At 37.7% G+C, this 26,225-nt stretch carries 26 protein-coding genes; 12 read left to right on the top strand and 14 right to left on the bottom strand.

Annotation, left to right across the window (positions count from 1 at the left end; translation table 11 throughout):
• Window positions 1-16: 16 nt before the first annotated feature.
• The 7 genes from HNP36_RS08935 to HNP36_RS08905 all read right to left on the bottom strand — a co-directional run bounded on the left by HNP36_RS08935 (window position 17) and on the right by HNP36_RS08905 (window position 8,246).
• Window positions 17-2,554, bottom strand: coding sequence for a hypothetical protein (locus tag HNP36_RS08935; protein WP_184158309.1), 2,538 nt, complete (start codon window positions 2,552-2,554; stop codon window positions 17-19).
• A 31-nt stretch (window positions 2,555-2,585) separates the two neighbouring features.
• The gene (locus HNP36_RS08930; RefSeq protein WP_184158311.1) at window positions 2,586-2,813 is read right to left on the bottom strand and encodes a hypothetical protein; all 228 of its coding nucleotides are present in this window, start codon (window positions 2,811-2,813) and stop codon (window positions 2,586-2,588) included.
• A gap of 10 nt (window positions 2,814-2,823) precedes the next feature.
• On the bottom strand, window positions 2,824-4,002 hold the full coding sequence (locus HNP36_RS08925) for an outer membrane beta-barrel protein (RefSeq protein ID WP_184158313.1): 1,179 nt from the start codon (window positions 4,000-4,002) through the stop codon (window positions 2,824-2,826).
• A gap of 37 nt (window positions 4,003-4,039) precedes the next feature.
• Entirely contained in the window at window positions 4,040-5,089 is a 1,050-nt protein-coding gene (locus HNP36_RS08920; protein WP_184158315.1) for a DUF6263 family protein, read from the bottom strand.
• Window positions 5,090-5,187: 98 nt separating this feature from the next.
• The gene (gene rlmB, locus HNP36_RS08915) at window positions 5,188-5,937 is read right to left on the bottom strand and encodes a 23S rRNA (guanosine(2251)-2'-O)-methyltransferase RlmB (protein WP_184158317.1); all 750 of its coding nucleotides are present in this window, start codon (window positions 5,935-5,937) and stop codon (window positions 5,188-5,190) included.
• A gap of 115 nt (window positions 5,938-6,052) precedes the next feature.
• Window positions 6,053-6,526 (bottom strand): DinB family protein, encoded by a 474-nt coding sequence (locus HNP36_RS08910; RefSeq protein WP_184158319.1) that lies wholly within the window; start codon window positions 6,524-6,526, stop codon window positions 6,053-6,055.
• Between the two features lie 382 nt (window positions 6,527-6,908).
• Window positions 6,909-8,246: a peptide-N-glycosidase F-related protein gene (locus HNP36_RS08905; RefSeq protein WP_184158322.1), complete on the bottom strand. Its 1,338-nt coding sequence runs from the start codon at window positions 8,244-8,246 to the stop codon at window positions 6,909-6,911.
• Window positions 8,247-8,381: 135 nt separating this feature from the next.
• On the opposite strand from HNP36_RS08905, the gene HNP36_RS08900 reads away from it, so the two are divergent.
• From HNP36_RS08900 to HNP36_RS08850, 11 genes are all read left to right on the top strand, one after another.
• Window positions 8,382-9,677, top strand: a complete 1,296-nt coding sequence (locus tag HNP36_RS08900) for a hypothetical protein (protein WP_184158324.1) — start codon at window positions 8,382-8,384, stop codon at window positions 9,675-9,677.
• Window positions 9,678-9,961: 284 nt separating this feature from the next.
• Window positions 9,962-10,966: an AAA family ATPase gene (locus tag HNP36_RS08895; protein WP_073060603.1), complete on the top strand. Its 1,005-nt coding sequence runs from the start codon at window positions 9,962-9,964 to the stop codon at window positions 10,964-10,966.
• On the top strand, window positions 10,966-11,424 hold the full coding sequence (locus HNP36_RS08890) for a GNAT family N-acetyltransferase (RefSeq protein ID WP_184158326.1): 459 nt from the start codon (window positions 10,966-10,968) through the stop codon (window positions 11,422-11,424). Before HNP36_RS08895 ends, HNP36_RS08890 begins: the two co-directional genes overlap by 1 nt.
• A gap of 75 nt (window positions 11,425-11,499) precedes the next feature.
• Window positions 11,500-12,363 carry a DUF58 domain-containing protein gene (locus HNP36_RS08885; protein WP_184158328.1) on the top strand — a complete coding sequence of 288 codons (864 nt, stop codon included), beginning with the start codon at window positions 11,500-11,502 and terminating at the stop codon, window positions 12,361-12,363.
• A 45-nt stretch (window positions 12,364-12,408) separates the two neighbouring features.
• Entirely contained in the window at window positions 12,409-13,305 is an 897-nt protein-coding gene (locus HNP36_RS08880) for a BatD family protein (protein WP_410494164.1), read from the top strand.
• Complete coding sequence (locus HNP36_RS08875; protein WP_184158330.1) at window positions 13,298-14,293, top strand: VWA domain-containing protein; 996 nt, start codon at window positions 13,298-13,300, stop codon at window positions 14,291-14,293. Before HNP36_RS08880 ends, HNP36_RS08875 begins: the two co-directional genes overlap by 8 nt.
• On the top strand, window positions 14,293-15,300 hold the full coding sequence (locus HNP36_RS08870; RefSeq protein ID WP_184158332.1) for a vWA domain-containing protein: 1,008 nt from the start codon (window positions 14,293-14,295) through the stop codon (window positions 15,298-15,300). Before HNP36_RS08875 ends, HNP36_RS08870 begins: the two co-directional genes overlap by 1 nt.
• Window positions 15,301-15,401: 101 nt before the next feature.
• On the top strand, window positions 15,402-16,151 hold the full coding sequence (locus tag HNP36_RS08865; RefSeq protein ID WP_184158334.1) for a tetratricopeptide repeat protein: 750 nt from the start codon (window positions 15,402-15,404) through the stop codon (window positions 16,149-16,151).
• A complete protein-coding gene (locus HNP36_RS08860) occupies window positions 16,151-17,881 on the top strand; it encodes a BatD family protein (protein ID WP_184158336.1) in 1,731 nt (576 codons plus the stop codon). Before HNP36_RS08865 ends, HNP36_RS08860 begins: the two co-directional genes overlap by 1 nt.
• A 44-nt stretch (window positions 17,882-17,925) precedes the next feature.
• Complete coding sequence (locus HNP36_RS08855; RefSeq protein ID WP_184158338.1) at window positions 17,926-18,528, top strand: MarC family protein; 603 nt, start codon at window positions 17,926-17,928, stop codon at window positions 18,526-18,528.
• 5 nt (window positions 18,529-18,533) lie between these two features.
• Complete coding sequence (locus tag HNP36_RS08850; RefSeq protein WP_184158340.1) at window positions 18,534-18,728, top strand: hypothetical protein; 195 nt, start codon at window positions 18,534-18,536, stop codon at window positions 18,726-18,728.
• Window positions 18,729-18,909: 181 nt separating this feature from the next.
• Here the strand turns inward: HNP36_RS08850 and HNP36_RS08845 are convergent, their stop codons facing one another.
• The 6 genes from HNP36_RS08845 to HNP36_RS08820 form a co-directional block, all read right to left on the bottom strand.
• On the bottom strand, window positions 18,910-19,875 hold the full coding sequence (locus tag HNP36_RS08845) for a chorismate-binding protein (RefSeq protein WP_184158342.1): 966 nt from the start codon (window positions 19,873-19,875) through the stop codon (window positions 18,910-18,912).
• Between the two features lie 203 nt (window positions 19,876-20,078).
• Window positions 20,079-20,510, bottom strand: a complete 432-nt coding sequence (locus HNP36_RS08840) for a PaaI family thioesterase (RefSeq protein WP_184158344.1) — start codon at window positions 20,508-20,510, stop codon at window positions 20,079-20,081.
• Between the two features lie 49 nt (window positions 20,511-20,559).
• A complete protein-coding gene (locus HNP36_RS08835; RefSeq protein ID WP_184158346.1) occupies window positions 20,560-21,162 on the bottom strand; it encodes a 1-acyl-sn-glycerol-3-phosphate acyltransferase in 603 nt (200 codons plus the stop codon).
• 310 nt (window positions 21,163-21,472) lie between these two features.
• Window positions 21,473-23,191, bottom strand: a complete 1,719-nt coding sequence (locus HNP36_RS08830) for a PspC domain-containing protein (protein ID WP_184158348.1) — start codon at window positions 23,189-23,191, stop codon at window positions 21,473-21,475.
• Between the two features lie 11 nt (window positions 23,192-23,202).
• Window positions 23,203-23,532 carry a PadR family transcriptional regulator gene (locus HNP36_RS08825; protein ID WP_034728860.1) on the bottom strand — a complete coding sequence of 110 codons (330 nt, stop codon included), beginning with the start codon at window positions 23,530-23,532 and terminating at the stop codon, window positions 23,203-23,205.
• Between the two features lie 204 nt (window positions 23,533-23,736).
• Window positions 23,737-25,071 carry a cytochrome P450 gene (locus HNP36_RS08820; protein ID WP_184158350.1) on the bottom strand — a complete coding sequence of 445 codons (1,335 nt, stop codon included), beginning with the start codon at window positions 25,069-25,071 and terminating at the stop codon, window positions 23,737-23,739.
• Window positions 25,072-25,133: 62 nt separating this feature from the next.
• Between HNP36_RS08820 and HNP36_RS08815 the strand changes: the two genes are divergently transcribed.
• Window positions 25,134-25,724 (top strand): HD domain-containing protein, encoded by a 591-nt coding sequence (locus HNP36_RS08815; protein WP_184158352.1) that lies wholly within the window; start codon window positions 25,134-25,136, stop codon window positions 25,722-25,724.
• A 68-nt stretch (window positions 25,725-25,792) separates the two neighbouring features.
• Here HNP36_RS08815 and HNP36_RS08810 read toward each other — a convergent pair whose 3' ends face one another.
• Window positions 25,793-26,176 (bottom strand): acyl-CoA thioesterase, encoded by a 384-nt coding sequence (locus HNP36_RS08810; protein ID WP_048505627.1) that lies wholly within the window; start codon window positions 26,174-26,176, stop codon window positions 25,793-25,795.
• Window positions 26,177-26,225 lie beyond the last annotated feature (49 nt).

Here is a 26,225-nt window from a genome sequence, read left to right as displayed (position 1 = left end):
CAATAACTATTAAATGTTAAGCGGTTTTCTCAGCAAGCTGTTTTTTTCTGTTTTTATTCATCCAGAAGATTCCGAATGCACTCAGTGTGATAAATAGGCCGAAGGATAAGAATGACAGCCATTTGCCTTTTTCAATCACTTCAGGCTCAAAGATCATTCTGATATTATGATTTCCTGCAGGAACATACACGGCACGAAGAAGATAATCTGCCTTAATGTAAGGAACCTCTTTTTCGTCTACAAACATTTTCCAGCCATGAGGATAATAAATCTCAGAAAATACGGCCAATTGAGGTGTTTTTGACTGGGACTTAAATTCAAGTTCATTCGGCTGGTACTTCGTTAGATTGATGAATGCCGAAGAATCTGCCTGAACAGGCTTACTGCTGAAATATGATTTGTCTGATGATGCAATGACAGCTGTTCTCTTGCTGTCGATCACCCCGATAGATTTGATTTCTTCGTCAGGTGTGTTCACGAATTTCAGGTCGCTTACGAACCATGCATTTCCATTTGCTTTTGCATTTGGCATGGCCTGAGGCTCTTCGGGTCCTCCCATTACCCAGTATTTGGCATTAAGAAGATTAAGGATATTCGGTACTTTTACAGAATCCATAACCTGGAAATATTCATTGATCACATCGTCATACCTTCTCAGTTTTACGGCATGATAACCTCCGATTGAAGATTTGAAATAAGAGGTATTTGTCTCACTGAAAGTTCCCAAGATATTATTAAAAATCCTGTAATGGGTTTTGTCTTTTTCAGCAATGGTTTCAAGCGTTTTATTAACGTTGGTATTGGCTAAAATAGATTCCAGATTCAGGTTTCCCTGGACTTTTTCAGCCAGAAGATCTGAACTTTCCGTCTGGAACGGATTTTCAGCAAAAACCTTGTCTATGTAATTTTCATCATTCAGATAACGTTTGTTTACAGTCCAGAGATCGAATAAACTTACGGCTCCGATGATAATCAAAGCAATATTCTGGCTCAGTTTCTTTTTCATAGAAAGGAAAAGAACAGTTGCCGTTATAGCCACATAAATCAATGCTTTGAAGGCATCAATTCTGAATAATTTGAATCTCTCCTCAGTAAGATAATCCAGCAGGAAAGGTGGGAAATATGTTTTTTCACCTTCTGTATGAAAACCAAGCAAAGATTTTCCGAACATGAGTAGGATTAATAGAAGCCCTAAAGTTCCGCCGCTTACATACGTAAGAATTTTCTTTTTGTATTCCTCGGTAAGTTTCTCGTCTGTAAAGAACCTGTAAATTCCAATAACGGCAATTAACGGAAACAGTAATTCCACAACAACCAATATGGAAGAAGGTGCTCTGAATTTACTGTAGAAAGGGATATAATCGATAAAGAAATCAGATAATGGCATAAAGTTGCTTCCCCACGCCAGTAAAATGGTCAGAATGGAAGCCCCCAAAATCCAGTAACGGTATTTTTTCCATGCAAAGAAGAAGCCTAATAGTGCAAGGAAACATACAACGGCCCCCTGATAGGCAGGTCCTGAAGTTCCCGGCTGGTCTCCCCAATAGGTTACCCCGTTGAATCCTTTGGAAATCCTGTCCATTTCAGCCTGTGATCCCACATTATCCTGGATAAGCTGCTGAACTTTGTTCATCATTTCTTTGGCTTCCGGTTCCTGGCTTCCGCCACCCATCAGTCTTGGAATGAAAAGGTTCAGTGTTTCCAGTTTTCCGTAGCTCCACATCAGGATGCTGGTTTTATCCAATCCTGATTCGCCTGAAGTATGATTGTCATTCGTTAAAATCTGCTTTCCACGTACGGTTTCCTTGATGTACTCGGAATTGGCCATAATCCTTTGGGAATTCATCCCGACACCAATCACGCATGAAGCTGCAATGATTCCTGAGGAAATAAGGAAATGTTTCATCGGGGTCTTTTTCTGGATGGCTCTTATTAATTCGGAAAGGAATAAGAAGCCCAGAGCCAGAAACAGGTAATACGTCATCTGCGGGTGGTTGGCTGCAATCTGAAGCCCCATAAAAAGGGTGGTGGTGATAAATCCCCAGATATAACTTTTCCTGATATAAACCAGTATAATTCCGGCCAGAAGTGGTGCGAAATACTCGATGGTATTTACTTTACCGTTATGTCCGGCTGCAATAATAATATAAAAATAGGTGGAAAGCCCGAAGAAAGTGGCTCCCAATAAGGCATACTTCCAGTTTCTTACGGCAACCATTCCCAGAAAGAAGAATCCTGCGAAAAGAAGGAAAAGATAATTAACCGGCCTTGGCAGGAAGTTCAGGTTGCTGTCTATCTTTTTGATGATATCACCTTTGAACTGGCTTCCCATCTGATAGGTTGGCATTCCTCCAAACATGGAATCACTCCAATAGGTTTCTTTTCCGGTATCGGCTCTGTAATCCAGAAGCTCTTTTGCACCTCCTCTGTACTGTACAATATCATGTTGGAAAAGCTGCTTTCCTGAAAAAACAGGAGTGGAGTATAAAAATGCTAAAACTATAAATACAACTAACGAAATTGCAATATAAATTAAGTTTTTATTTTTAGCCATGTGGGTTATTATCTTTTATTTCTTGGAATTTTTACCTTTTGTCTTTATTTTCTTTTACCTCTTCATAATCAACTGTTTCTGCATCCCAGTTGATATTCTGTTTATTCTTATTCAAGTTATGTAGATCCTGTTGAGTATTATTATCTTTTTTATTGTCGAATCTGTAGCTATAAAAAGTTTTAAAGAAAAGCCTTTTCAGGATATTCCAGACAAAGAAAATAATAATGGCGGTGAGTACTAACTCAAGAATGTACTTCATAATTTATTTTTTAAAATAGCTTATAGGATGCCGATACATTAAATCCATTCATTTTTATATCTTTTGGTTGACCATAATAAACGCTTGAAAAATAAGGTATAGCTCCCCATTTTAATTCGATACCAAATTTATCATAATTATAACCTGCAGCAAAGGACTGATAAGTTCTGCCCTGTGCTTTAACGGAAGAGTTATCCACATTATAAACATCCTTATTTAAAATCATGTCGTAATATAATGATGCCGATAAATAGAATTTAGATTTCTGGTTTAAAAACATACTATACTTAACCCCTAAAGGAATTTGGAGAGACGAGTATTTTATTTCAAAGTTTCTTCTGTTATAGTTATTGTCCGGCATGTTTACCATTTGAAAGCTTGGTTCAGTTATCACTGCCCATTTGCCTTTATTAAAGTTTAAAACATACTCAAGTTCCACACTAAAACGATAAAGGATACCGGTTTTTTTATATTCGCTTATGCTGTTGTCATTTGCTAGAGGAAATATTTTATAATTAGAAAATCCTATTCCCGGTTTCAGGTAAATATGAAAATTTTTGCTTTTACTTTCATTACTTATGATATTTGAACCATTGTAAAGACTGAAGATCTTCTTTAAATCATTTTCTTTATAAATCAGCTTTCGAATATCGGTATCTGTTATTTTAGTGTTGTCAGAAAACTCTTGCTTCAGCTGATTTTTGTATTTTTCATTTTTAGCAACTCTGTCATAAGCTAAATATTCTTTATATTCCAGTGGAATAATATTTTCAGAATCTTCCCTTTTGTAAAAAAAACGGGTTACAGCTCCATCACTGTATCTATATAAATTTATTTTACCTTCTGTCAGAGTTTTTAATAATAATGTTTCTTCTTTACTATTAAATTCTTTTGTTTCAGATAAGTTCTGAATATTATCAGAAGATCTGTCAATCATTACTTTAGCTTTGATATATTTTATATTACCGACAGAAAATTCTTTTATGCTCAGAGTTTGTAGGTTTATAGCTTTGCCATTCTCTGTAAGTTTATATTCTATTGAATTTGGACTGTTCTTCCAGTCATGATTTTTTAAGAGAACGTTTAATTTTTCACCACTTTCATTAATTATATATCCGGACTCAAAGGTTATCTGGCAGTAAATAAGGGATGGAAATAAAAATAATGCTGTGTAAAAAAAGTTTTTCATGCTTATTGTGTCGTTTGAATTTATAACTTATTTGTAATTATTTTGAAGAAGGATTTACCATTACAGAAGATTTGGATGTACTTTTCATAGATTGTGACTGTTTTCCGTCTGAAATAGTTTCAATCTGTGTTGTTTTTACATCGATATTCTGGTTGGCAATCCATCCTGTACTTTGGTCAAACTTAATGGTTCCGTTCTGGGCAAGCTCACTGCTCAGGCTGTGGGTGATAGGTCCCTGTGTTTTCTTTTCTGTTTTTTTAGGGATTCCTCCTGTTATAGAAATTTCAGCGGTACCGTTTCCTACACTTTTCAGCACATAATTGGAAGTTACTTTAACGCTTCCGCTTGGGTCAGCATTTTCGGAAGTTGTCCATTTTTCACCGATTTTCACTCCTTTTTTAGGAATAATCGTTAAGTTTTTATTCAATTGATCTTTCAGTACTTTTTCATTGAAAGTTTCCTTAAGGCTGGCTACAACACTTGCTTTCTGGTTGGCATCCTTGATCAGGGTTCCTACTGCAGCTGTAACTTTAGTGTAAACCGCATCGAAACCTGTAATAGAAATTACATTTCCTTTGGTATCCATTTTCACATTAAGCTTGTTTCCGGTAAGCGCTTTATTGATGTTCCAGATCATTTTCAGGTCATCTTCTTTCGGAATGGCCATCTTGGTATCCACAATCACTGTTTTGCCCTGTGCACTCTGTGAATTTCTTTTGGCCACAAGATTAAGGGTCATGTCATATACATTTCCTTTAATATCATTTACGATGAAGTTCATTTCATCTGTAGATTCGCTGGTTGCTGTAATGGTTTTCCCCTGAGGGTCCTCCATTGTTTTTACATCTCTCTGGTACGTGGTAAGAGGGTAAGTTTTTCCTTTTTCCAGCTTGAACGTTTGAGTGAAAACTCCTGCAGAATCTTTAATGGCAGGATTTTCAGCTACTTTAGCTACGGAATCGGCAGGTACTTCTACGGTAACTGTTTTCCCGGTTTTAGGATCTACTTTAGTGATGGTTGCCGTTTCTTTTTTACAAGATACAAGGGCTATAGATGAGATAAGCATTAATGCTGCTACGTTTTTCATTTGATTTTTTTTAAGTTTAAATTTTACTGATATGCTGTTCTGTGCATCAATAACGATACCATAAAACATCATGATAAAATACTCACGTACTGATTGATTTAAAGATTTGGAGCCGCCGCCATTTTCTGTCTTACCGCTTCATACAGAATAGCTCCGCATGCTACGGAAACGTTCAAAGACTGTGTTTTCCCTTCAATAGGAAGCTTTATTTTTTCGTCTGAATGATGCATTACTTCTTTAGAAATTCCGGTTTCCTCATTTCCCATTACAATGGCGCAGGGTTCTGTGAAATTCACATCATAGATCAGTTTTTGGGCTTTTTCAGTGGCTGCAAATACAGAAATACCGCTCTGCTGAAGAAAATCCACTGCGTGAGCCAGGTTCGGTTCTTTACAGATCTTAACGTTATAAAGTGCTCCCGCAGATGTTTTGATGGCATCTGAATTAATTGGTGCCGCTCCTTTTTCAGGAATAATCACAGCATCTATACCAACACATTCTGCTGTTCTGCAGATGGCTCCGAAGTTTCTCACATCAGTAAGCCTGTCAAGAATCAGTAAGAAAGGAGTTTTTCCCTCTTCAAATAACTGCGGAACAATATCTTCCACTCTGTGAAAAGGAACATCTGAAATAAAAGCAACCACTCCCTGGTGGTTTTTTCTTGTAAAACGGTTCAGCTTTTCAACCGGAACATAGTTGGGACGAATTTTATTTTTGGCTAAAATGGTTTTCAGCTCAGCATAAATAGGACCTTGAAGTGCATTCTGCACAAAAATCTTGTCAATCGTTTTTCCCGCTTCAATAGCTTCAATTACGGGACGCAGCCCGAAAATAAAATCGTCTTTCATTGAAAGTATATTATAAATTATATGGTGAATGGTGAAATGTGAATTCTACTTTGTAAGTCAATTCCGGCTTATATGAAATTTACATTTGACCATTGACTTGTACAGCAAGCATTCACTATCTCCCGATTTCCCCCAGTATTGCTCTTTTTTGTGCCATTACATAGCCGTAATGAAGGCTTTCGTGCATATTATTGAAGATAATGGCATCCTGAATGCTTTTCAGGTCCATCCCGAAACTTGTAGTGTAGGGTGTATAGTCTGAAAAGAAATCGCTGTCATAATCTTTCATCAAAATCTTTGAAGTTTCGGTGAGTAAAAACTCAAGATCTTCCACTTCGGATTTTTGTACATTCAGGTTCGGAAGAGTGCCTTTTTTGTAGGTTTCGATCCAATATTTATCAATTCTGAAAGGATTTCCGCTCAGGTAATAATGCAGAAGCTGCTGGGTAGCTACCGTATGGGCAATATTCCAGTACATATTGTTATTGAAACCGTCAGGAATCAGCAAAAGTTCTTCATGGGAAGTGTTCTGCAGGATATTCAGAAGGTTCTTTCTTACTTGTCTGTGTGCTTGAAAATGATAATTCATTTTGCAAAAATTTTAATCTCCAAAAATAGTTTAATAAACTGGAAGTGACAATTTTTTAGATAAGGGATTGAATTAAATGTTCTTAAATCCTGAAAAAAGATGTTAATTGTTTTATTTTTTTGATGGATCATGAAAAAACTCCTCTGAAAAGTATTCAAAGGAGTTGTTGTTATTTTTAAATTCAAATAATCTGAATATGATTTTAGAACTGGAATGTATGAGAGTTAGTATTATTCAAATATTCAAGCATTGAAATATGACAAAAAAAACGTATGATCAGAATTCCTCTCCCTTGGAGGGGTGTCAAAAATTCAAAGGATTTTTGACGGGGTGGTTAAAAATGTAAAACCAGTGACTTCGAGATCCTCAGTCATCAGCAATTTTATTTCTTAATGATCTTATGTTTGAATGCTGTTCCGTCTTTCAGAACAATATTAAGAAAATAAATTCCTGTAGTGTAAGCTGAAATATTGATCCTGTTTTCTCCATAATTTTCAGATAATTTTTTCCCGTCCATGCTGAACAGGCTTATCGAGGCCACATCGGATTTTGATCTTATATTGATAAAATCAGAAGTGGGATTGGGGTAGATACTTACATCTACGGTTTTAATATCCTTTACATCCAAAGCTGCATTGCTTTTGCCCTGCATGTAAACAGATAAATATACATCTCCCTGCTGCTGGTTAAAAACTGCTGTTGGTATTGTATGCTTCAGAGTGTGATTTCCAGCAGATATACTAGGCATGGTAAAGCCCCGGATAGGAACTGAGTTACCCGGGCACCAGTTATTCCATGAAGTCCATTCTGTTAGAGATTTTGGAGTAGCTCCATAAATTCCGTTGCCTTGTGTATTATATACCCTGAATGGTTCGCAGGAAATTCCTCCGGGAGTATAGGTAAGCATTTGTACGTCATCTATATAAGTATAGTTTTGCCTTCTTATGTATTCTTCACCACCGCTATTGGCACCGTGTGGAGTGGATATTACATAGAAACGGGCATTGGTAACGACATTCGGAAGGTTGAAACTGACAATTCTAACAGTTTCGCCTGTAACATCAGTGCTGTTATAGTTATTTAGTCTGTTATAGCTTAATATAGGGACAAGTGTATTGTAGTCTGTAGGAGTAGCTCCTGTATCTGTTGAAAAGAATGTAAGGCTGCCTGAGAAAACATCAATTCTGCCGGCACAACCCGCAACCTGTGTCTGGGCTGCATAGGGAACGCCAAAAACGTCCAGTTCCATATACATGTCATAGGCAGTGCGTAATGCGGTATCATGAAATATGCTGTACAGATTACTTAAATCATAAGTATAAGGAACTTCTGTAGGAGTCCTGTTTTTACTCATAAACGGAGTAATATACCTGCCCACTTCAATCCTTTTTACATTAGCATCATCAATGGTGTAAGTAGGCTGATTTTTGGGAACCAGAGTTAAATAAACACTTCCCAGACGGTCATAATTATCACAAAGAGCTCCTATGGTAACTCTCATCGCAATTTTCGCCTTAAATGAATTAAGTTCAGCATCCGTAAGTTTTCTCGTATATCTGGTATTTGAAAGTCTGGTGAGTCCGGCAGGTACCGGATCAGAAACGGTCGCTGCATAACCGTCGTAATACACTGCATCTGAAATCAAATTCATCCTGTTTGTTGTCTGTGATTTAAAAAGACCTGCCAAAAGGATACTCAGAAAAAGTAGTTTTTGATACATGTTTTGGTGTTTATTACAAATATATTAAATATTCATTTACAATATTGTTAATTGAAGATAAAAATTCACATTTGTTTGAAAAAATTGAAATTTTATATTTAAATTAGCACAATGTTCAATATTAATTTATCTGTAATGAAGAAAATTTTACTTTTATCTTTACTGTCAATAGCATTAATGTTTAACGCCCAAATCAATTTAAATATTGGGAGTACAGCCGTTGGGACAGCACCTGTAAGCAGTTTCTTTTCATATTCATATGTTCAGCAGATCTATCCCAGACAGGAATTGAATGCCACTGCTGCAGGGAATATCACAGGTCTTACATTTTATGTTGATCCTTCGGCCACTATCAATGATTCCTCAGATTGGACGGTTTATATCGGGCATACCACAAAGACAGCATTTGCATCAGGTACAGACTGGATTCCCGCTTCACAGCTGACTCAGGTTTTTTCAGGTACTGTTACCAAAACAAATAATAAAGTTGAGGTTACTTTTACAACACCGTTTGCTTATAATAACACGGATAATCTGGTTATTGCAGCAAAGGAAAATTCTCAGAGCATTGATATCAATAACTTTGATGAAGCTTTTCGTGTTTACCCGCATATCCCGAATTCAACCCTTTATTACAAAGGAGACCGTATGGTGGTAGATCCTGCAGCTCCTCCAGGCGGAATAAGAGCGGATTATAAATCTGCGGTTACCATTTCAGGATTAGCCCCCAAAGCTACACCCGCATGTCCTTTTGTTAATTATCCAACCAATAATGCTCAGTTTATTCCTTTAACCCCAAATTTTAAATGGCTTTCTGTTTCCGGGGCCGATTCTTATAAAGTTTCATTAGGAACCAGCGCTGGAGGTACTGATATTATCAACCAGCAGACAGTAACTGCTACAGATTTCTCTCCATCAACACCACTAAACCCGAATACCACCTATTATCTGAAAATAACTTCCGTTGCAGGAGCACTTGAATCTTCAGGATGTGAGAATATTGCTTTCACCACAATTCCTCCTGTCCCGGCTAATGATGCCTGTTCCGGAGCTTTAACAGCATCTGCTTTTCCTTATACCTATACACAAAATGATGCTGTATCTGCTACCAACAATGCCGGATTTATAACAACATGTCCTGATGCGATGAACGATGGAACATGGTTCAGATTCACGGGAGATGGTGGCCAGTTTACCGTTAAAATAACAATGCCCGCAGGCAGTACTTACGATCCTCAAATGGATATATACAGTGGTGCGTGTAACGCCTTGTCGTGTGTGAACGCAGTGGATAATGGCGGTGGCGGTGCTGCAGAAACCTACATATTCACAACAACAGCAGGAACTGATTATTTTATAAATGTAGGAGCCTACGAAGAAACGGTTGATATGCCGGAAAACGTCTTCACCATTACCATTACTAAGCTTTAGCCTGCGAAAACCAGACAGCATGAATGGTAATTACAAGTTATCATCAGGATTGATATGTCTTTTTTTAGATGGGAATTATCTGCTTTAATGTTTTGATTTAAAAGGGGTTAATAAAACAGCCTTTTATTCTGGTAACCGATTTTGTATTAAAAACTCTGAATCCATTACCGGGATATATTACAAATAAAGGAATATTTAACAAACTTTAACTCTAAAATGGCATTCATTATGTTGATTAATGCCAGTATTTATCAGAAATTTACCACCTATTTTTAATTAAAGTTATGTCAGATACATATCAAGCTGAAGATATCCGCCAGTTAACGGAAAAAGTAAAAGAAAAGAACTACTTATTTTCCCTTCTGAGACAGGAAATCAATAAAGTGATTATTGGCCAGGAATATATGATAGACCGCCTTCTGGTAGGTCTTCTTGGGAACGGGCATGTCCTCTTGGAAGGAGTGCCGGGACTGGCAAAAACTTTGGCGATCAAAACCCTGGCAGAAGCTGTTCATGGCGAATTCTCCAGGATACAGTTCACGCCCGACCTGCTTCCGGCAGATGTGGTGGGAACCATGATCTTCAATATCAAAGACAACGATTTTTCAATAAAGAAAGGACCTGTTTTTGCCAATTTTGTACTGGCGGATGAGATCAACCGTGCACCGGCAAAAGTACAGTCGGCATTGCTGGAAGTTATGCAGGAAAAGCAGGTTACCATTGGTGATGAAACCATGAAACTTCCAAAACCGTTTCTTGTACTGGCTACCCAAAACCCGATTGATCAGGAAGGAACCTATTTGCTGCCTGAAGCCCAGAGTGATCGTTTCATGCTGAAATGCAAGATAGATTATCCCAATTTTGAAGACGAAAGAACGGTAATGAGGATGGTTTCAACCTCTCATCAGCCTGTCATCAAACCTGTGATATCACTGCAGGATATTGTAGATGCCAAAGAGCTGATCAACCAGATCTATCTTGATGAAAAGATAGAAAAATATATTCTGGATATGGTTTTTGCAACGCGCTATCCGGAAAATTACGGACTTTCTGAACTTAAAAATTATATTGGTTTCGGAGCCTCTCCGAGAGCTTCTATCAACCTTGCCATCGCATCCAGAACTTATGCATTCCTGAAAGGAAGAGCTTTTGTGATTCCTGAAGATGTAAAAGCATTGGCCCAGGACGTATTAAGACACAGAATTGGTCTTACTTTCGAGGCAGAAGCGGAAGAAATTTCGTCAGAAGAAATCATCAACAGGATTTTGGCAAAAATTCAGGCACCATAATGAGTGAAGTAGTTATCAGAAAAGCTGTTCAGGAAGATTGTGCCCCGATGCTGGAGCTGATCCGGGAACTGGCAGAATATGAAAAGGCACTTCATGAAGTGACAATCACCCTGGATGAATTTATAGAAGACGGCTTCGGAAAATCTCCGGTTTGGGGAGCTTTCGTTGCTGAAGTTAATAACGAAATTGTGGGAATTTCCCTGTATTATGACAGATTTTCAACCTGGAAGGGGAGAAGGCTGTATCTTGAAGATCTTGTGGTAACTGAAAGAATGAGAGGAAAACAGATCGGAAAGCTTTTGTTCGATGCCACTCTGGAATACGGAAAATCAAACCAGTACAGCGGAATGGTTTTTCAGGTATTGAACTGGAATGAACCCGCGATTAATTTTTATAAGAAATACAGTCCGAAATTTGATAATGAATGGCTGAATGTTTCGATTGAACTGAAAGATTAAAGGTTAGAAAATGGGAGAGGGGAGATAGAAGCCTGCGCATCTCGAAACCCGAATCCCAAAACCCGCAACACATTTATGGAAATAAAAGATATTGTAAAAAAAGTAAAGCAGATAGAAATCCGTACCAGAAAGAAGACGGAAGCTTCACTTATGGGACAGTATCACAGTGCTTTTAAAGGACAGGGGATGACTTTCTCTGAGGTCCGCCCATACCAGTTCGGTGATGAGATCCGGAGAATCGACTGGAATAAAACAGCCCGTTTCCGCGAACCGTTCGTGAAAGTAATGGAAGAGGAAAGAGAACTGACCATGATGATCGTAGTAGATATTTCAGCTTCTATGGATTACGGAACCAAAAGCCAGCTGAAAAGAGAATATGTAGCAGAAATTGCCGCCAGTCTTGGATTTTCAGCTGCCGGAAATAATGATAAGGTAGGATTGATCCTGTTCGCAGACAAAGTATATAAAGTAATCCCGCCTCAGAAAGGTCGAAAACATATTCTTTCTATCATCAGCAATATTCTGACGGCAGATTACGTCCCCGCAGTTTCAAAAATTGATAAGGCGATGGAATACATGATGGGAATTTTCAAAAGGAAATCCCTGGTTTTCCTGTTTTCAGATTTTGAAGACGCTTATGATTCCAAAATGCTCCGTGTAGCTTCAAAAAAACATCAGCTGTTGGGAATGAGAATCTATGATGAAAAAGATAATGAAATTCCGGATGTAGGCTATGCACTTTTGTATGATGCCGAAACAGGAAAAGAAGTCTGGACCAATACTTCCAGTGCAAGATGGAGATATACATTTGCTGAAGCACAGAAACAGAAAGTGCGGGCTTTGGAAGAAGATTTTGCCACCAGCTCGGCAAGCTTTATGAATATCAATACCGGTGCGGATTATTCAAAAATGCTGTATAATTATTTCCAGAAAAAGTAAATCTAAATAAATGAAGGCTCAGGCCGCAATTACAATCATCTGAAATTGAAAAAAATATTATTCATACTTTCTTTTTTCATCTGTGGAAGTGCTTTTTCACAGATACTGTCTTCCAATCTGGAAAAGAAAACCCTTGCCTTAGGTGAAGTTAACCGTCTGGTTATCAAAATAGACAATGTCCATGATCTACAGGTAACCGCTGCACCTAAAAATGAGCTGCTGCCTTTCCATTTTGAGGAAATTAAAGACAGTATCGGGCAAAACCAGAATTCCTATGAAAGAAAAATTGAATTTTCAGTATACGAAGAAGGAAAATTTACCATTCCCGAGCTCGAATTTAATGTAGGGGGAAAGATCCTTAAAACCATTCCTTATGAAATTGATGTGGTGAATACAGCCCAGAAAGGAGACCAGATCAATGATATCATGAATAACAAGGAAGTGAAGCTTGAAACAAAAGATTACTGGGAACTCTATAAATTTTACATCCTTGCCGCCTTAGCAGTTATTGCCCTGATTATTGCTGTTATTATGTTTATCAAATGGGGAAGGAAATCAAAAAGCTCACCTGTTGTTGCCACTAATCAAACTTTGAAGGAGCTGGATTCCCTGAAAAAGAAAAAATATATAGAAGGAGGAGATTTCCGTTCGTTCTATGTTGAATTAATAGAGATATCAAGAACGTTTATCACCAAACAATATCATCTTCCGGCAGATGTTCTTCTTACAGACGATCTTATCGATACCATGAAAAAGAACAATACCATTTCCCAGGAAAATGAAAGAATAGTGGAAGATGTATTTTTAAGAGGAGACCTGGTGAAATTTGCCAAAACTTTCCCTGATCAGCCCACTATGGAAAGAGATTTTGCAGATATCCGCGATTTTGTGAAGAGATCATCAAAGGATTTAGAATTTGAAAATTTAAGAAAGGATGTTTAATTTTGAATTTTACAGTCCGTGGTTCCTGCTGCTTTTTCTGCTGTTCATTCCCCTTTTGATAAAAGATGCGGGAGGAAAAAAGCGAAAAAAAGGCATCAAAGTTCCTACTGTTCAGAATATGGACGACAGTGGAGGGATCCGTGCCGTGCTTGCTTTACTGAAACTTTCAAAATATATCATTCTTTCCGCTCTGATTATTGCCATGGCAAGACCGAGAACATTTACGGTTTCCCAGGACAGGGATGATGCCAAAGGAGTAGATATTATGCTCTCTATAGACGTTTCCCTGAGTATGCTCGCCAAAGATCTTACTCCGGACCGTATCACAGCATTAAAAGATATTGCCGTAAAATTTGTCCAGAAACGCCCGAATGACAGGATAGGAGTAGTAGCCTATGCGGCGGAGGCTTTTACCAAAGTACCGGTGACTTCGGATCATCAGGTGGTTATAGATGAAATTAAAAACCTCAATTCCGCAGGTCTTGAACCCGGAACAGCTATTGGCGAAGGGCTTTCTGTTGCAGTAAATCACCTTATTAAAAGCAAAGCCAAAAGTAAGGTGGTAATCCTAATGACAGACGGTGTGAGTAATGTCCAGAATGCAATTCCGCCACAGCTTGCAGCAGAACTTGCCAAAAACAATAATATAAAAGTATATTCCATCGGGATAGGAACCAACGGTTTTGCGCTGATGCCTACCTCACAGGATATATTTGGGGATCTGATCTTTACGGAAACCGCAGTGACAATTGATGAAAATACATTGAGAGAAGTCGCACAGACAACAGGCGGGAAATACTTCCGGGCGACTTCCAACAGTAGCCTGGAGGAAATTTATGATGAGATCAATCAGTTGGAAAAAACCGATATTAAGGTTTCCAGGCTGTATAACTATGATGAATATTTTAAAATTTTCCTTTGGATCGCTCTGGGAATGCTGTTTTTTGATGCATTGCTGCGATGGGTACTTTATAAATTTTTAAGCTGATGAATTGGTCTTTGGGAAATTACTGGTATTTACTGTTGCTGCTGCTTTTGCCGCTGCTATCTTTCTTTTTGGTCCGTTTTCTGAAATGGAAAAAGAAAAGGAGGGAGATCTTTGCAGACAGCCGTTTTCATGACAGTTTATTTGAGAAAAAATCCGGATTTACAAAATTTTTTCCGGCTTTATATCTTTTGGGAACACTCTTCCTGATATTTTCGATCACAGATTTACTGAATGGTTCTGAAGAGGTGAAAACCAACCAGAAACTTAACAATGTAATCTTTATGCTCGATGTTTCCAATTCAATGAACGCGGAAGATATTGATCCCAGCCGTCTTTCGGAAGCCAAGAACCTGATGATAAACATTATGCAGAAGATGAAGAATGATAAGATTGGTATTGTCATCTTTGCCGGTGAAGCAGTTTCTATTATGCCGCTTACAACAGATTACGGTTCTGCCGAAACTTATGTAAGTGCTGTAGAAACAAATTCAATGAAAATCCAGGGAACCGACTTTCTGAAAGGAATGCAGGCAGCTGCAGAAAAATTTAAAAACGTAAATAAAGGCTCAAGAAAGGTTATTTTATTAAGTGATGGGGAAGATAATGAAGGCAATGACAATGCTGCCATAAGACTGGCCAATAAAGAAGGCATTTCTATAACTTCTGTAGGAATCGGTACGGATGAAGGCGCTCCTGTTCCGGAATATGTTTTCGGGCAGCTTATGGGCTATAAAACGGATATGGATGGCGGAACGGTTATTTCCAAAAGGCAGACGGAAGCCCTTAAAAAGATGGCAGAATCCACAGGTGGAGATTATATAGACGGAAATAACATCAATGAAGCTCCGGATAAGATTATTGATGCTATGAATAAAAACTCCTCTTCTGCCCAAACCCTGGTGAAATCCCAGAATGCCAATCACTATTATCAGTATTTCTTAATTGTTTCTATTTTCTTTTTCTTTTTAATTTATATACTGAACCCAAAAAAAGACTTCAATATTTAGTTTTTACACTTTGTTTATCAAGATTTTAAATAAGCACTTTAACCGAATTTTAACAAATAGATGTCTGTTTATTAACATATAAAGGAATAATTTTGCAGGTAATGAATACTAAAATCATTTTTTTATCGTTTTTTATTGCTTTTTCATTCTCAAACCTGATGTTTGGGCAGGAAAACTATAGAACTTTAGTGTATGAAGGCAATCAGAAATTCAACGGTAAAGATTATGATGGAGCATCTTCAAAGTATATGGAAGCTGTAAAAGCGAATGAAAAAGACTTTACGGCCCACTACAATCTGGGAAATGCATTGTATAAAAGCAAGAAGTATGAAGAGGCTAAGGCGGAATTTGATAAAGCACAGAAGCTGTCTCAAACGCTACCTGATAAAACAGCTGCACTTCATAACCTGGGGAATACCTACATGCAGATGAACAAGCCGGAAAAAGCGGCAGATTATTATAAGCAGGCCCTGAAGCAGGATCCTTATAATGAAGCAACCAGGAAGAACTATGAAATTGCCAAGCTGAAAGAAAAAGAAAAGCAGCAACAGCAGAAAAACGACCAGAATAATTCTGGAAAAGGCGGTGGAGGAAATGATCAGAATAAAAATGATGATCAGAAAGGAGACAAAAAAGATCAGAAGCAGGATCAGGGGAACGGCCAGCAGAACGAAGGTAAAAGCGAAGAGGGAGATACCCCAAAGCAGAACCAGGATGGTGAAGGGAAAATGCCTAAGAATCTTGAAAATGCCATATTAGATAAAGTAAGCGAAAAAGAAAAAGAAACCGCCAGAAAAATCTTAAATAAGAATTCTTATTCGGTGCCCCAGAGCAACGAAAAAGATTGGTGATGCAACAGAAACTGATTTACATATTATTCCTTTTGGTATCCGTAATATCTTACGGACAGGTAAATCTGTTTATGGAATCGGATAAAGCGGATTACAACGGAAAGGATATTATAAACCTTACCATTGTTCTGGAACTTAACGGCATCGATCTTGAGCCCCAAACCAGATTTCAGCTTCCTGACCTTTCAAAATTCAATATTATAGGCAGCGGATCTATGACCAATACGTTAATTGATCCTGCCACCAATACACTTGTTACCCAGAAAATATCCAGAATTGCTCTTGAACCTAAAAAAAGAGGTAAAATCAAGATTGGTTCCGTATTGGTGACGGTTAATAATAAGATCTATAAAACGGAGCCTTTCGATATTAATATCAAGGATATTATTGAAAAAAGATCTCTTGCCAGCAATAATTCCGGCGAAGTTTACCTGAATATGGAAATAGAAGACCGGGAAGTTTACCAGGATCAGCCTACAGTAGCTGTATTGAGGGTGTACTCAAAAAACATGGACAATTTCAGAAAAGTGAAAGACGTTCATCTTCCCCATCAGGATAATATTAATGTACATCCTATAAGCTTCAGCAAGTCGGAAATAGATCCTTCAGGCAATATGGCTTCCCAGATTCTCGCTGTATTTATGGTATTTCCCAATGAGTCAGGATATGTTGAGGTGCCATCCGTATCAGCATCGGTAAGCTCTTATGCCAATAAAAATAAAATTCTTTCCAATAAGGTAAAACTTAACGTAAAAAAACTTCCTGAGGGATCGCCTGAGTATTTTAAAAATGCTGTGGGTAATTTCAACGTAGATGTATACAATGCCTCAAAGGAAAAAATAGAGGTTGAAAAACCTATCAATGTTATTGTAAAAGTTTCAGGAGAAGGAAATCTTCCGAATATGCATCTTCCAAAGATTGTTTCATCTCCGGATTATGAGGTTTTTGCTCCTAAAATTACCTCCAAAGTAGCTCCGGGAACTACAGGAATGAAAGGAGAAATTCTTGCTAATTACGTTATTATTCCTAAAAAGGCAGGTGCTATTTCTATCCAGACCGAGCAGTTTGCATTTTTTGATCCTGCAAGCCGTGAATATGTAGATCTTGGGCAGAAAACTCTTGCCCTGAATGCATTTTCCCATGACCAGATTCTGGAATCCCGTACCACAGTTGAAAAAGTGAATGAATATACCAATACACTTCTGGAGACGGTAGATACTCCTGTTCTGAAGACGACTACATTTAAAGTGAAGGAAAAAAGCAAATTCCACTGGAATATCCTTTTAACCAATATCTCTATCCTCATCGGGCTATTCATTATGTACCTGCTGTTCAAAACATGGCAGAAAAAAAGAGCACTGGTTAAAGAAACGGCAGCTAAACCGCTTGGTTCTGTAGCCGAAACAGAAAAACAGATCAGAGAAACACTGAAAACGGATATTAATGACTATTTCAGTTATTTAGAAAATCTTAAAGATAATGAAGATTATCAAAAGTTTTTTGAAACCCTGGAAGATATGGATGTTGAAGTGAGGAGCCAGTATTTCCAGCATTCTCCACAGGACTTCAGAACCTTCCTTGAAAGTCATAAAGGTCCGACTATTGCTGAGGAATACAGGAACCTTTTACAAAGGATCCAAATGGAGAAATACTCACCTCTGAAATCAGCAGAAGGGATTGAGGAGCTTTTAAAAGCAGTTGTTAATTTGTATTCACAGATTAGCAAATAATCAGTTTTTTTTCATATTTTTGCGAAATTTTTAATTACAGAAAGATGGAAATATTGAATGATTTCTCTTTTAAAGAGATTGTTACCTGCTTTATGGTTCTTTTTGCCGTAATTGATATTATAGGCTCTGTTCCTATCGTGGTAAGCCTTCAGCAGAAGTTTGGTCAGATAGAAGCCGGAAAGGCATCTATTACTGCCGGACTCATTATGATTGTTTTTCTTTTTGTAGGAAACAAAATCCTTAAACTTATCGGTGTAGATGTGAATTCCTTTGCCATTGCAGGGGCTTTTGTGATTTTTATCATAGCCATTGAAATGATCTTAGGTATTGAGATCAATAAAACTACCGAAGCAAAGGCTGCATCCATTGTTCCTATTGCATTTCCGCTGGTTGCAGGAGCAGGAACCCTAACGACAACGTTATCTCTCAGAGCTGAATTCCATGACATTAACATTATTTTAGGAATTGTTCTCAATACAATTTTCGTATATTTGGTGCTGAAATCAGCGAAGTGGCTTGAAAATAAAATGGGCGAGGCTACCCTGTCTATTCTTCAGAAAGTTTTCGGGATCATTCTTTTGGCTATTTCAATAAAATTATTCACCGCTAACTTTGCCCAATTGGTGCAGAACTATATTAATTTTTAAGAGTCATGCAGAAGTTTTATAAAGTATTTCTAGTATTGTTTATCATTTTCATTGCCATCAATCTTTACGCATTGGACTGGCAGGCGGATCTTTTATCAGAAGATAACCTGAAGTTTGTATTTTCAGCCGCTTCAGCAATTCTCGGTGTTATTTTGCTTTTTGTATTGAATACATGGAGTAAAATAGGAGCGAAAAAATAATTTCAGAATCACATTATTCTATATAATAAACCTCTTTCCCTGGAAGGAGGTTTTTTTGATTTTAGGAGAAGTGGCTTCGAGAGCCTCAGCCACCAGCAATTGTCTGCAAGATTATTTATAAATAATAGTGTATAAAAGGGAAAAGTGGTGAGTGGCTGAGGCTCTCGAAGCCACCATGCAGTTAATTAACCACAAGATTCTTTAAAATAGCCTCCGATTTCAGTTCCGTTTCTCTCCATTCTTTTTCCGGGCTGCTCTGAGCTGTAATGCCGCCGCCTACAAATACATGTACGGAATCTTTGTAAAGTTTTGCACATCTCAGGTTAACAAAATACATTACGCTTTCATCAGTTTCTACTTTAATAAAGCCGGAATATAATTCGCGGGGAAATTTTTCAAGCTCCTGGATGTTTTTTTTACAGAAATCTTTTGGAATACCGCAGACAGCCGGAGTAGGATGGAGGTTGTTGATAAGGCTGTCCAGATCCTCAGGTTGAATGTGAGCTTTAAAATCTGTCCGGAGATGCTTGATATTTCCGGAAATATGGTCGTATGTTTCTGATATTTGTATCTTTCCGGAATAGTTTTTAAGGGTATCCTGAATGTAGGAAGTAACGGGTTTTTGCTCTTCAATTTCTTTTTCGGTCCATTCTTCATCTATGGGAAGTGTTCCTGCAAGGCTCATGGTTTCAAATTCGTGGGTTGTTTTGTTGAATTTTCCCAGGGTTTCTGAAAAAGCTCCCATCCAGGCATTCTGTCCGTCGTTAAAAATATATCTGAAGGCATTGGGATAGGTTTCACATATCTTTTTAAAACTCTCTTTAAAATCTATCTCTTTAAAATCCCTGAAGATCTTTCTCCTTGAATAGACAAGTTTGGGAAGGTGATATTCTTTAATGACATCAATGACCTGGTGAAGGCTGCTGATGTATTCTTCCCTGGTTTCTTCATTGAAAAAGCTTTCATCTTCCAATAAAGCTTCATTTGTAATAGCAGCCTGTTCAAACTGTTCAGAAGCATTGGTAATACTGCCTTCGAAACTGATCTGCCTTAAGAGGTCAAAAGAATGAAAACTAACGGCCTCTTCGTTTGATTTCTGATCGGTTGAATATAATGTTTCGCTGAAAGGAAGTTTGAAATAAATCATGAGCTGTGGATAGGTTTTGAAAATCATTACCCGGGAAATGCGAAAACAGGCCCCAATGATTCCCTTTTAACAAAGGTATTATTAGTCTTAAAAATGTCAAAATTAATAGGACTGTTTTTACTGAAATATTTCTTTTATCATATTCAGAATATAAAAAAGACCCAAATTTCTTTGAGTCTTTTATTTTTTATTGATATTCCGGGTTATTTCAGCAGGATATTGTTGGTCATTGTTGTATGGTTGATGAGTACTCCTTTTTCATCCCTGATCTCAATTTCGGAAACGTGCATTGTTTTTCCTTTTCTGATGAAACGGGCTGTGGCTGTTACCATACCGTCTTTTTTGCTTTTCAGGTGATTGGAGTTGATATTGGTTCCAACACCGTAATATTTACTTCCGTCAATGAAAATATTGGACAGGCTTGACCCTAAGGTTTCCGCCAGTACACAGCTTGCCCCTCCGTGCAGGATTCCGAAAGGCTGGTGTACCTTTGGCTGTACCGGCATGGTGGCCGTGAGGGTTTCATTTTCTACGTCAATATCTATGAATTGTATTTCAAGTGTTTTTGCTAGGGTTACGCCGTTTCCCCAGCTGTTTAAGAACGTAAGGAGCTCTTCTTTAGTCTGATCTTTCATTTTTATAAATAAGTGATGAATGATAATTGATTAATTAAAAGGAATTCTGCTAACTTCTAACTTCCTCCTCAGTGCCGCTTCCCATAATATTCGGGTTCCAGTTGGCAGGGATTTTGGGAACAATATCGTATTTTATATAGTAGTTCTGAATTTCCTCCATGATCTCTGAAAAAGGAACTGAGGCAATCCTTTCATAGGGTATGGTATACCCCAGATAAACAATATTTCTTTTGAAATCACCTGCAGCTAATACAATGGGTACTTTAGCAGCCAGGGCCATATGATAAAATCCTTTTCTCCATTTCGGAACCCAGCTTCTGGTACCTTCGGGAGTGATAACAAGGCTGAAATCTTCTTTTCCAAACTGTTCAGCTACAAAATTAACCAGGTCGTTTTTCTGGCTTCTGTCTATACCGATACCGCCAAGTCCTTTTACAACACTTCCGTACCATGCTTTGGTATGGGCATCTTTAATAATCACTTTCAGGGGTTTTTCTAAAGACCAGTAGGCAAGGTTTCCCAGCAGATATTCCATATTGTGAGTATGTGGAGCCACCACAAGAATGCATCGGTTCAGACTATTTGCATCGCCTTGCAGGACGACTTTCCAGCCCAGCATCTTTAGCATCAGTTTACCTATCAGTTTTTTCATATATCTTTAGATTAAAAACAAAAAAGTATAACCAAACGGGTTATACTTTACAAATATATTGAAATATTATCGCTCTTAAAACAAACCGCTGATTAAATCTACGATCTTCATAACAATTTCTAATGCAACTTGTACCATGGTTAGGATGTTTTTTAATGATTTGGTTAATTATTTTTAACTATACGAATGTATAACATTTTTTTAACATAGCGAACTAAATAATGATATTTTTTCTGGTTTCTGAGAGAAGAAGAGTGTGAATTTCAAACGGTTGCCTTCCATCCACACCTTCTGCACTCTCTGAAGTTAATTATTTAGTTTGTATGGAAATTTCGTCTTTTCCGTCTTTGATTTTGATGTCTACATTTTTGTTCATCTTTTTGATGGTAGACTTCATGGAATCAATTACCTGATCTGCCTGGGAATTCGGAACTTTTTTCCCGTTGATGATGATGCTGTCTTTATCGTCAGAGTTGTATTCTATAGTAGAACCGTTTACAGAAATTTTGTTCTTTTCTATTCTGATTTTACCGTCTTCGTCTTTTTCCTGATCGTTGTCGTTAATTCCGTCTGCGTTCAAATCTCCATCAAAATTAATCATATCATGTTTTGAAGGAAGTACCACTGTTTTTAAAGGAACTACCAGTTCATAATCAATGCTGTAATCTCTGAATCTGTGCTCGTAAGGGTATTTTACGTAGTTCGGAAGAATCACCTTGTTGTTCACAATTTCTACAGGAACGCTTACATTCAATGGAAGGTTATATCCTTTAGCTTCTTTTTTAATAACCAAATAAGGAGTTTTGATATCGGCCTTTCTTGTTACATCTACATGGATCCAGTCTTTTTCGAATACAGAGATTTTATCAGAATAAAGATCGTTATCGTATCCTTTGAAGTTCTGAGGAATGCTTACCTGCTTCACATCAACATAAATACTGTCTGATTGTGTGTTGATTGCCACTTCTTCCGTATCTTCCTTATGGCCTTTTAAGAACATCTCTTTTTTCGCCATGCTGAATCCGAAGTAGGTTCCAAGAGCGATTAGTGCAAGGAATAATGCCCCGATTACCCAACCTGTGTTTCTTAATTTCGTTTTAGGAGAGATTAATTTAATACTCAATAGTCCGAAAATCATTGCAGGCAGTAAACTTCCTAAAGTGATCATTGCCATGATGATATATTTCATGCTGTCATTATCAAAATAGAAATTCATTTCGCTGATAGGAGGAAAGTCGCTGTCCGCTCCCATGAAACCAAATACTACGAATACTCCTATTAAACAAGATACTGACATGATGGCGAAGATTCCGCCTAAAATATATCTTACAACGTTCCACAATCCGCTTCCGGCGTTGTTGATGTAAGGTTTGTTTTCGATGTAGATTTCTCCGACCCTCTGAGTAGATTCGTTGGCAAACTGTACCAATTTATTAGACTCATTCTTAAGATTGTCGAAGTTCATAGGCTTTCCCTTCATTTTCAGGTAATCTGCTGCAGTTTCAGCTTTTGGTAACACCGCCCAAAGGATGATGTAAAGCAAGAAAACCAGTGTTGATGAAATAGCTGCTGTAAAAATTCCAAGGATGAAAATTCCCAGCCAGATCGCTCTCATTGCTGTAATATCCATTCCTACGTAGTGAGCCAGACCTGCGCAAACACCTGCGATTTTCTGTCTTTCAGGGTCGCGGAACAATTGTTTTTTATCAGAATATTCGGTTCCTGATGTATTGGTTCTTTTCGTATTTTTCTCAGAATAATAAGCCTCTTCCTGCTCTTCGATCTTTTCAGGAGTTCCGATCTGTGCGATTACTTTCTCAACGTCAGTATCATTAATCACTTCGCGTTTTCCTAAAGAATCTCTGAAGATTTCTACCATTCTTATTTCTATATCATGCATTACCTCTTCTTCCTCGGAAGCATCCAGTGAGCTTCTCAGGGCATTCAGGTAATCGCTGAGCTTTATATATGCGTGTTCTTCTATCGTGAAAGAAAAACCTGCGAGTCCTATTGAGAGTGTCTTGTTCATAGCTTTGTTTTTTAAATTTTTTGAGTGATTTGGTTTACTGACGCTGTCAGTTCTGCCCAGGTATTTTGAAGTTCATCCAAGAAAAGTTTTCCTTTTTCTGTGATCTGGTAATATTTTCTTGGTGGCCCTCCTGTAGATTCTTCCCATCTGTAGGAAAGGAACTCGCCGTTTTTCAGTCTTGTAAGGAGAGGATAGAGGGTTCCTTCCACCACATCCAGTTTTCCTTTTTTAAGTTCATCGATAAGGTCGGAAACATACATTTCACGATGATTGATGAGACTTAAAATACAGAATTCCAGAATTCCTTTACGCATTTGCGCTTTGGTATTTTCAGTATTCATCTTTAATAAGTTTTGTTAATTAGTTATATATTCAGAAAAATGTTCCTAGCTAGTTGAACCTATTCTGATTTTACATTACAAAGATATGTAAATAAAATGGTATTATGCAATACAAAGTAGTGGAAAAATATTTATAAATACTGTAATATATTGATAATCAGTTAATTTATTTTTATTGAATTTTAATTTGAAAATGTTTACCGTCTATTTTTTGATTACTTTTCCACTGAGGCGGACAGGTCTCAGGGTTACAAGAGCTTTTTTCCTGAGGGTGTTTTGATGAGATTGAAAAGAGAAATCTTTATAGAACTTACGGACGATAAGCGCCATTTCCATCATCGCAAAATGTTCTCCTATGCAAAGTCTGGGACCGGCTCCGAAAGGGTAGTAGGGCAAATTTTTAGCATTCTCATCATCAAAACGCCCGGGAATAAATGTATCCGGGTGCTCCCAGTACTGGGGATTTCTGTGTAATCCGCTTATATAAAGAATAATCTGTGTACCTTTTTCCCATGAATACTCCTTGAACTGATCATCATTCAACGCTTCACGGTCTATTGCCCAGGCCGGAGAATGCAGTCTCATGGCTTCTTTGATAATATTTGTGGTAAAGGATTTTTTCATTAAAGATTCCGGGGTGAAAACAGCATCACCTTCTTCCTGGATTTCTTTTTTCAGCTTTTCTTCTGCTTCCGGATTTTGACTGAGCTCATAAAAAATAAAGCTTAATGCATTGGCTGTGGTTTCGTGCCCTGCTATAAAAAGAATCAGCATCTCGTCTATCAGCTGTTCATCCGTCATAGGAAGTTGGGTGTCTTCATACCTCGCCTGGATCAGCATATCCAGCAGATCATTTTTTTCTTCAGAGGAAGTTCTCCTTTTATCCAATATACCCTGAATGATGTGTTTTGACTCTTTACTTTTCTGAACATTCTTCTCAATGATCCCCAGAAGACCTAAAAATTGTGCATAAAACGGCAGTCTGATCTCTTTAGTGGAAATTTCCTGAATTTCAGTAATGATCCTACTGAGCCTGTGTACCGTATCTTCATCTATATCAGAACTGAAGAGGGTTTTAGCTACAATATTGAATGCCAGCGTATGAAAGAAATCATAAAGATCAACTTCATTCCGGGCTGTAAACAAATCAAATGCTTTTTCTGTTTCATCTTCTATAATGGAAGCCAGACTGGTAATTTTTACCTTGCTGAAACCGGGCTGGATCAATCTTCGCTGCCTGAGCCAGTCTTTCCCATTGTTGGTCAGTAATCCTTTTCCCAGATATTTACCAAGAGTAACGGACTGTATCTGAGATTTATAGTAATTTTTATGATTACTTTTTAAAATATACTCAATGAACTCTTTATCCTGCGAAAAAATGAACTTTCTTTTCACAAAAACAGCGTTGATATAGTAAGTATCACCCAAGAACCTGTGATTACTGCTAAAAACTTCCAAAGGGTGATTTGCTCCCTTAAATAAAGAATATAGCTTTCTTGTTCCTTTAACTTCGGGAGGATAATTGAATGTGGGATTCATAATAAATTTTAAACTAAAATTACAACTAATCCATATAATATCAAATGACTTATTTTTGCAGTATGAAAATTCAGAAAGAAATAGATTTTATCCTGGCAGTTGACGCTTTAAAAAACGTACAAAGACGAAACTATAATGCCGATGATTCCAGGCGGGAAAACACCGCCGAACATTCATGGCAGATTATTATTCTGGCACAGATCCTTTATCCATACGCTAAAAACCGTGCAGATATTGATCTTTTAAGGGTAATAAGAATGCTTTCCATTCATGATCTGGTGGAAATAGAAGCGGGAGACACTTTCCTTTTTGACGAAAAGGCAATGGCAGGGAAATTTGAAAGAGAAAAAGTTTCAGCACAGAAAATCTTTGGAATCCTGGACGAACCTTTACGTACCGAGTTTTTTGAACTGTGGCTGGAATTTGAAGAAGAAAAAACTCCGGATGCCGTTTTTGCATGTTCCATTGACCGCATTATGCCGTTTATCCTGAATTCCCATACTTCAGGGAAAAGCTGGACGGAAGCCGGTGTTACTGAGAAACAGATCAGGAATATGCTGGAAAATGCTATTACAAGAGCATCGGACGAAATGGGAGAGGCCTTTGAAACGCTATTGAATAGAAGCCTGGAGACTGAAAAAGTAGTCAGATAACCCGTATTTGATAAGATTTGAAGTTTCGGGCGGCCGCAGGCCGCCCGAAACTCTTCTGTAATCAGAATTTACAAGATTCTGATCGGCTTTTTAAATTCATCAATAGCTACAAATGTAAAATCTCCTACAATGGCTCTTTCTCTTTCGTAAGAATACATCTGTTCCGTATAGATTTCTACATTCACCTTCATACTTGTTTTCCCCACATAGGAAACCTTTCCGATAAGCTCAACAATTGTTCCGGCGGGAATTGGTTTTTTAAAATCAATCTTATCGCTGCTTACGGTTACCACTCTTTTTCTTGCAAAACGGGTGGCTGTGATAAAAGCTACTTCATCCATCAACTGCATGGCAGTACCTCCGAAAAGGGTATCGTAGTGGTTGGTAGTGTTAGGGAAAACCGCTTTAAAAATTCTGGTTTCGGATGCTGCAATTCTTTCTTCTGTAGTCATATTTCATTATTAATTAAGGCGAAATGAAATACTATTAAAATAACAGAAC

The sequence above is a fragment of the Chryseobacterium shigense genome (assembly GCF_014207845.1).
GTDB lineage: Bacteria > Bacteroidota > Bacteroidia > Flavobacteriales > Weeksellaceae > Chryseobacterium > Chryseobacterium shigense_A.
Note: the sequence above shows the minus strand (reverse complement) of the source record. Positions and strands in the feature narration are given on the sequence as shown.

What these genes read in the sequence shown, in the direction of transcription:
- HNP36_RS08910 (WP_184158319.1), bottom strand. Translation starts at nt 6,526, where the DNA reads ATGAATTATCATTTTCAAGCACACAGACAAGTAAGAAAGAACCTTCTG.
- rlmB (WP_184158317.1), bottom strand. Translation starts at nt 5,937, where the DNA reads ATGAAAGACGATTTTATTTTCGGGCTGCGTCCCGTAATTGAAGCTATT.
- HNP36_RS08935 (WP_184158309.1), bottom strand. Translation starts at nt 2,554, where the DNA reads ATGGCTAAAAATAAAAACTTAATTTATATTGCAATTTCGTTAGTTGTA.
- HNP36_RS08885 (WP_184158328.1), top strand. Translation starts at nt 11,500, where the DNA reads ATGGAAATAAAAGATATTGTAAAAAAAGTAAAGCAGATAGAAATCCGT.
- HNP36_RS08895 (WP_073060603.1), top strand. Translation starts at nt 9,962, where the DNA reads ATGTCAGATACATATCAAGCTGAAGATATCCGCCAGTTAACGGAAAAA.
- HNP36_RS08835 (WP_184158346.1), bottom strand. Translation starts at nt 21,162, where the DNA reads ATGAAAAAACTGATAGGTAAACTGATGCTAAAGATGCTGGGCTGGAAA.
- HNP36_RS08920 (WP_184158315.1), bottom strand. Translation starts at nt 5,089, where the DNA reads ATGAAAAACGTAGCAGCATTAATGCTTATCTCATCTATAGCCCTTGTA.
- HNP36_RS08845 (WP_184158342.1), bottom strand. Translation starts at nt 19,875, where the DNA reads ATGATTTATTTCAAACTTCCTTTCAGCGAAACATTATATTCAACCGAT.
- HNP36_RS08855 (WP_184158338.1), top strand. Translation starts at nt 17,926, where the DNA reads ATGGAAATATTGAATGATTTCTCTTTTAAAGAGATTGTTACCTGCTTT.
- HNP36_RS08890 (WP_184158326.1), top strand. Translation starts at nt 10,966, where the DNA reads ATGAGTGAAGTAGTTATCAGAAAAGCTGTTCAGGAAGATTGTGCCCCG.
- HNP36_RS08815 (WP_184158352.1), top strand. Translation starts at nt 25,134, where the DNA reads ATGAAAATTCAGAAAGAAATAGATTTTATCCTGGCAGTTGACGCTTTA.
- HNP36_RS08930 (WP_184158311.1), bottom strand. Translation starts at nt 2,813, where the DNA reads ATGAAGTACATTCTTGAGTTAGTACTCACCGCCATTATTATTTTCTTT.
- HNP36_RS08865 (WP_184158334.1), top strand. Translation starts at nt 15,402, where the DNA reads ATGAATACTAAAATCATTTTTTTATCGTTTTTTATTGCTTTTTCATTC.
- HNP36_RS08850 (WP_184158340.1), top strand. Translation starts at nt 18,534, where the DNA reads ATGCAGAAGTTTTATAAAGTATTTCTAGTATTGTTTATCATTTTCATT.
- HNP36_RS08830 (WP_184158348.1), bottom strand. Translation starts at nt 23,191, where the DNA reads ATGAACAAGACACTCTCAATAGGACTCGCAGGTTTTTCTTTCACGATA.
- HNP36_RS08925 (WP_184158313.1), bottom strand. Translation starts at nt 4,002, where the DNA reads ATGAAAAACTTTTTTTACACAGCATTATTTTTATTTCCATCCCTTATT.
- HNP36_RS08905 (WP_184158322.1), bottom strand. Translation starts at nt 8,246, where the DNA reads ATGTATCAAAAACTACTTTTTCTGAGTATCCTTTTGGCAGGTCTTTTT.
- HNP36_RS08860 (WP_184158336.1), top strand. Translation starts at nt 16,151, where the DNA reads ATGCAACAGAAACTGATTTACATATTATTCCTTTTGGTATCCGTAATA.
- HNP36_RS08875 (WP_184158330.1), top strand. Translation starts at nt 13,298, where the DNA reads ATGTTTAATTTTGAATTTTACAGTCCGTGGTTCCTGCTGCTTTTTCTG.
- HNP36_RS08900 (WP_184158324.1), top strand. Translation starts at nt 8,382, where the DNA reads ATGAAGAAAATTTTACTTTTATCTTTACTGTCAATAGCATTAATGTTT.
- HNP36_RS08840 (WP_184158344.1), bottom strand. Translation starts at nt 20,510, where the DNA reads ATGAAAGATCAGACTAAAGAAGAGCTCCTTACGTTCTTAAACAGCTGG.
- HNP36_RS08825 (WP_034728860.1), bottom strand. Translation starts at nt 23,532, where the DNA reads ATGAATACTGAAAATACCAAAGCGCAAATGCGTAAAGGAATTCTGGAA.
- HNP36_RS08810 (WP_048505627.1), bottom strand. Translation starts at nt 26,176, where the DNA reads ATGACTACAGAAGAAAGAATTGCAGCATCCGAAACCAGAATTTTTAAA.
- HNP36_RS08870 (WP_184158332.1), top strand. Translation starts at nt 14,293, where the DNA reads ATGAATTGGTCTTTGGGAAATTACTGGTATTTACTGTTGCTGCTGCTT.
- HNP36_RS08820 (WP_184158350.1), bottom strand. Translation starts at nt 25,071, where the DNA reads ATGAATCCCACATTCAATTATCCTCCCGAAGTTAAAGGAACAAGAAAG.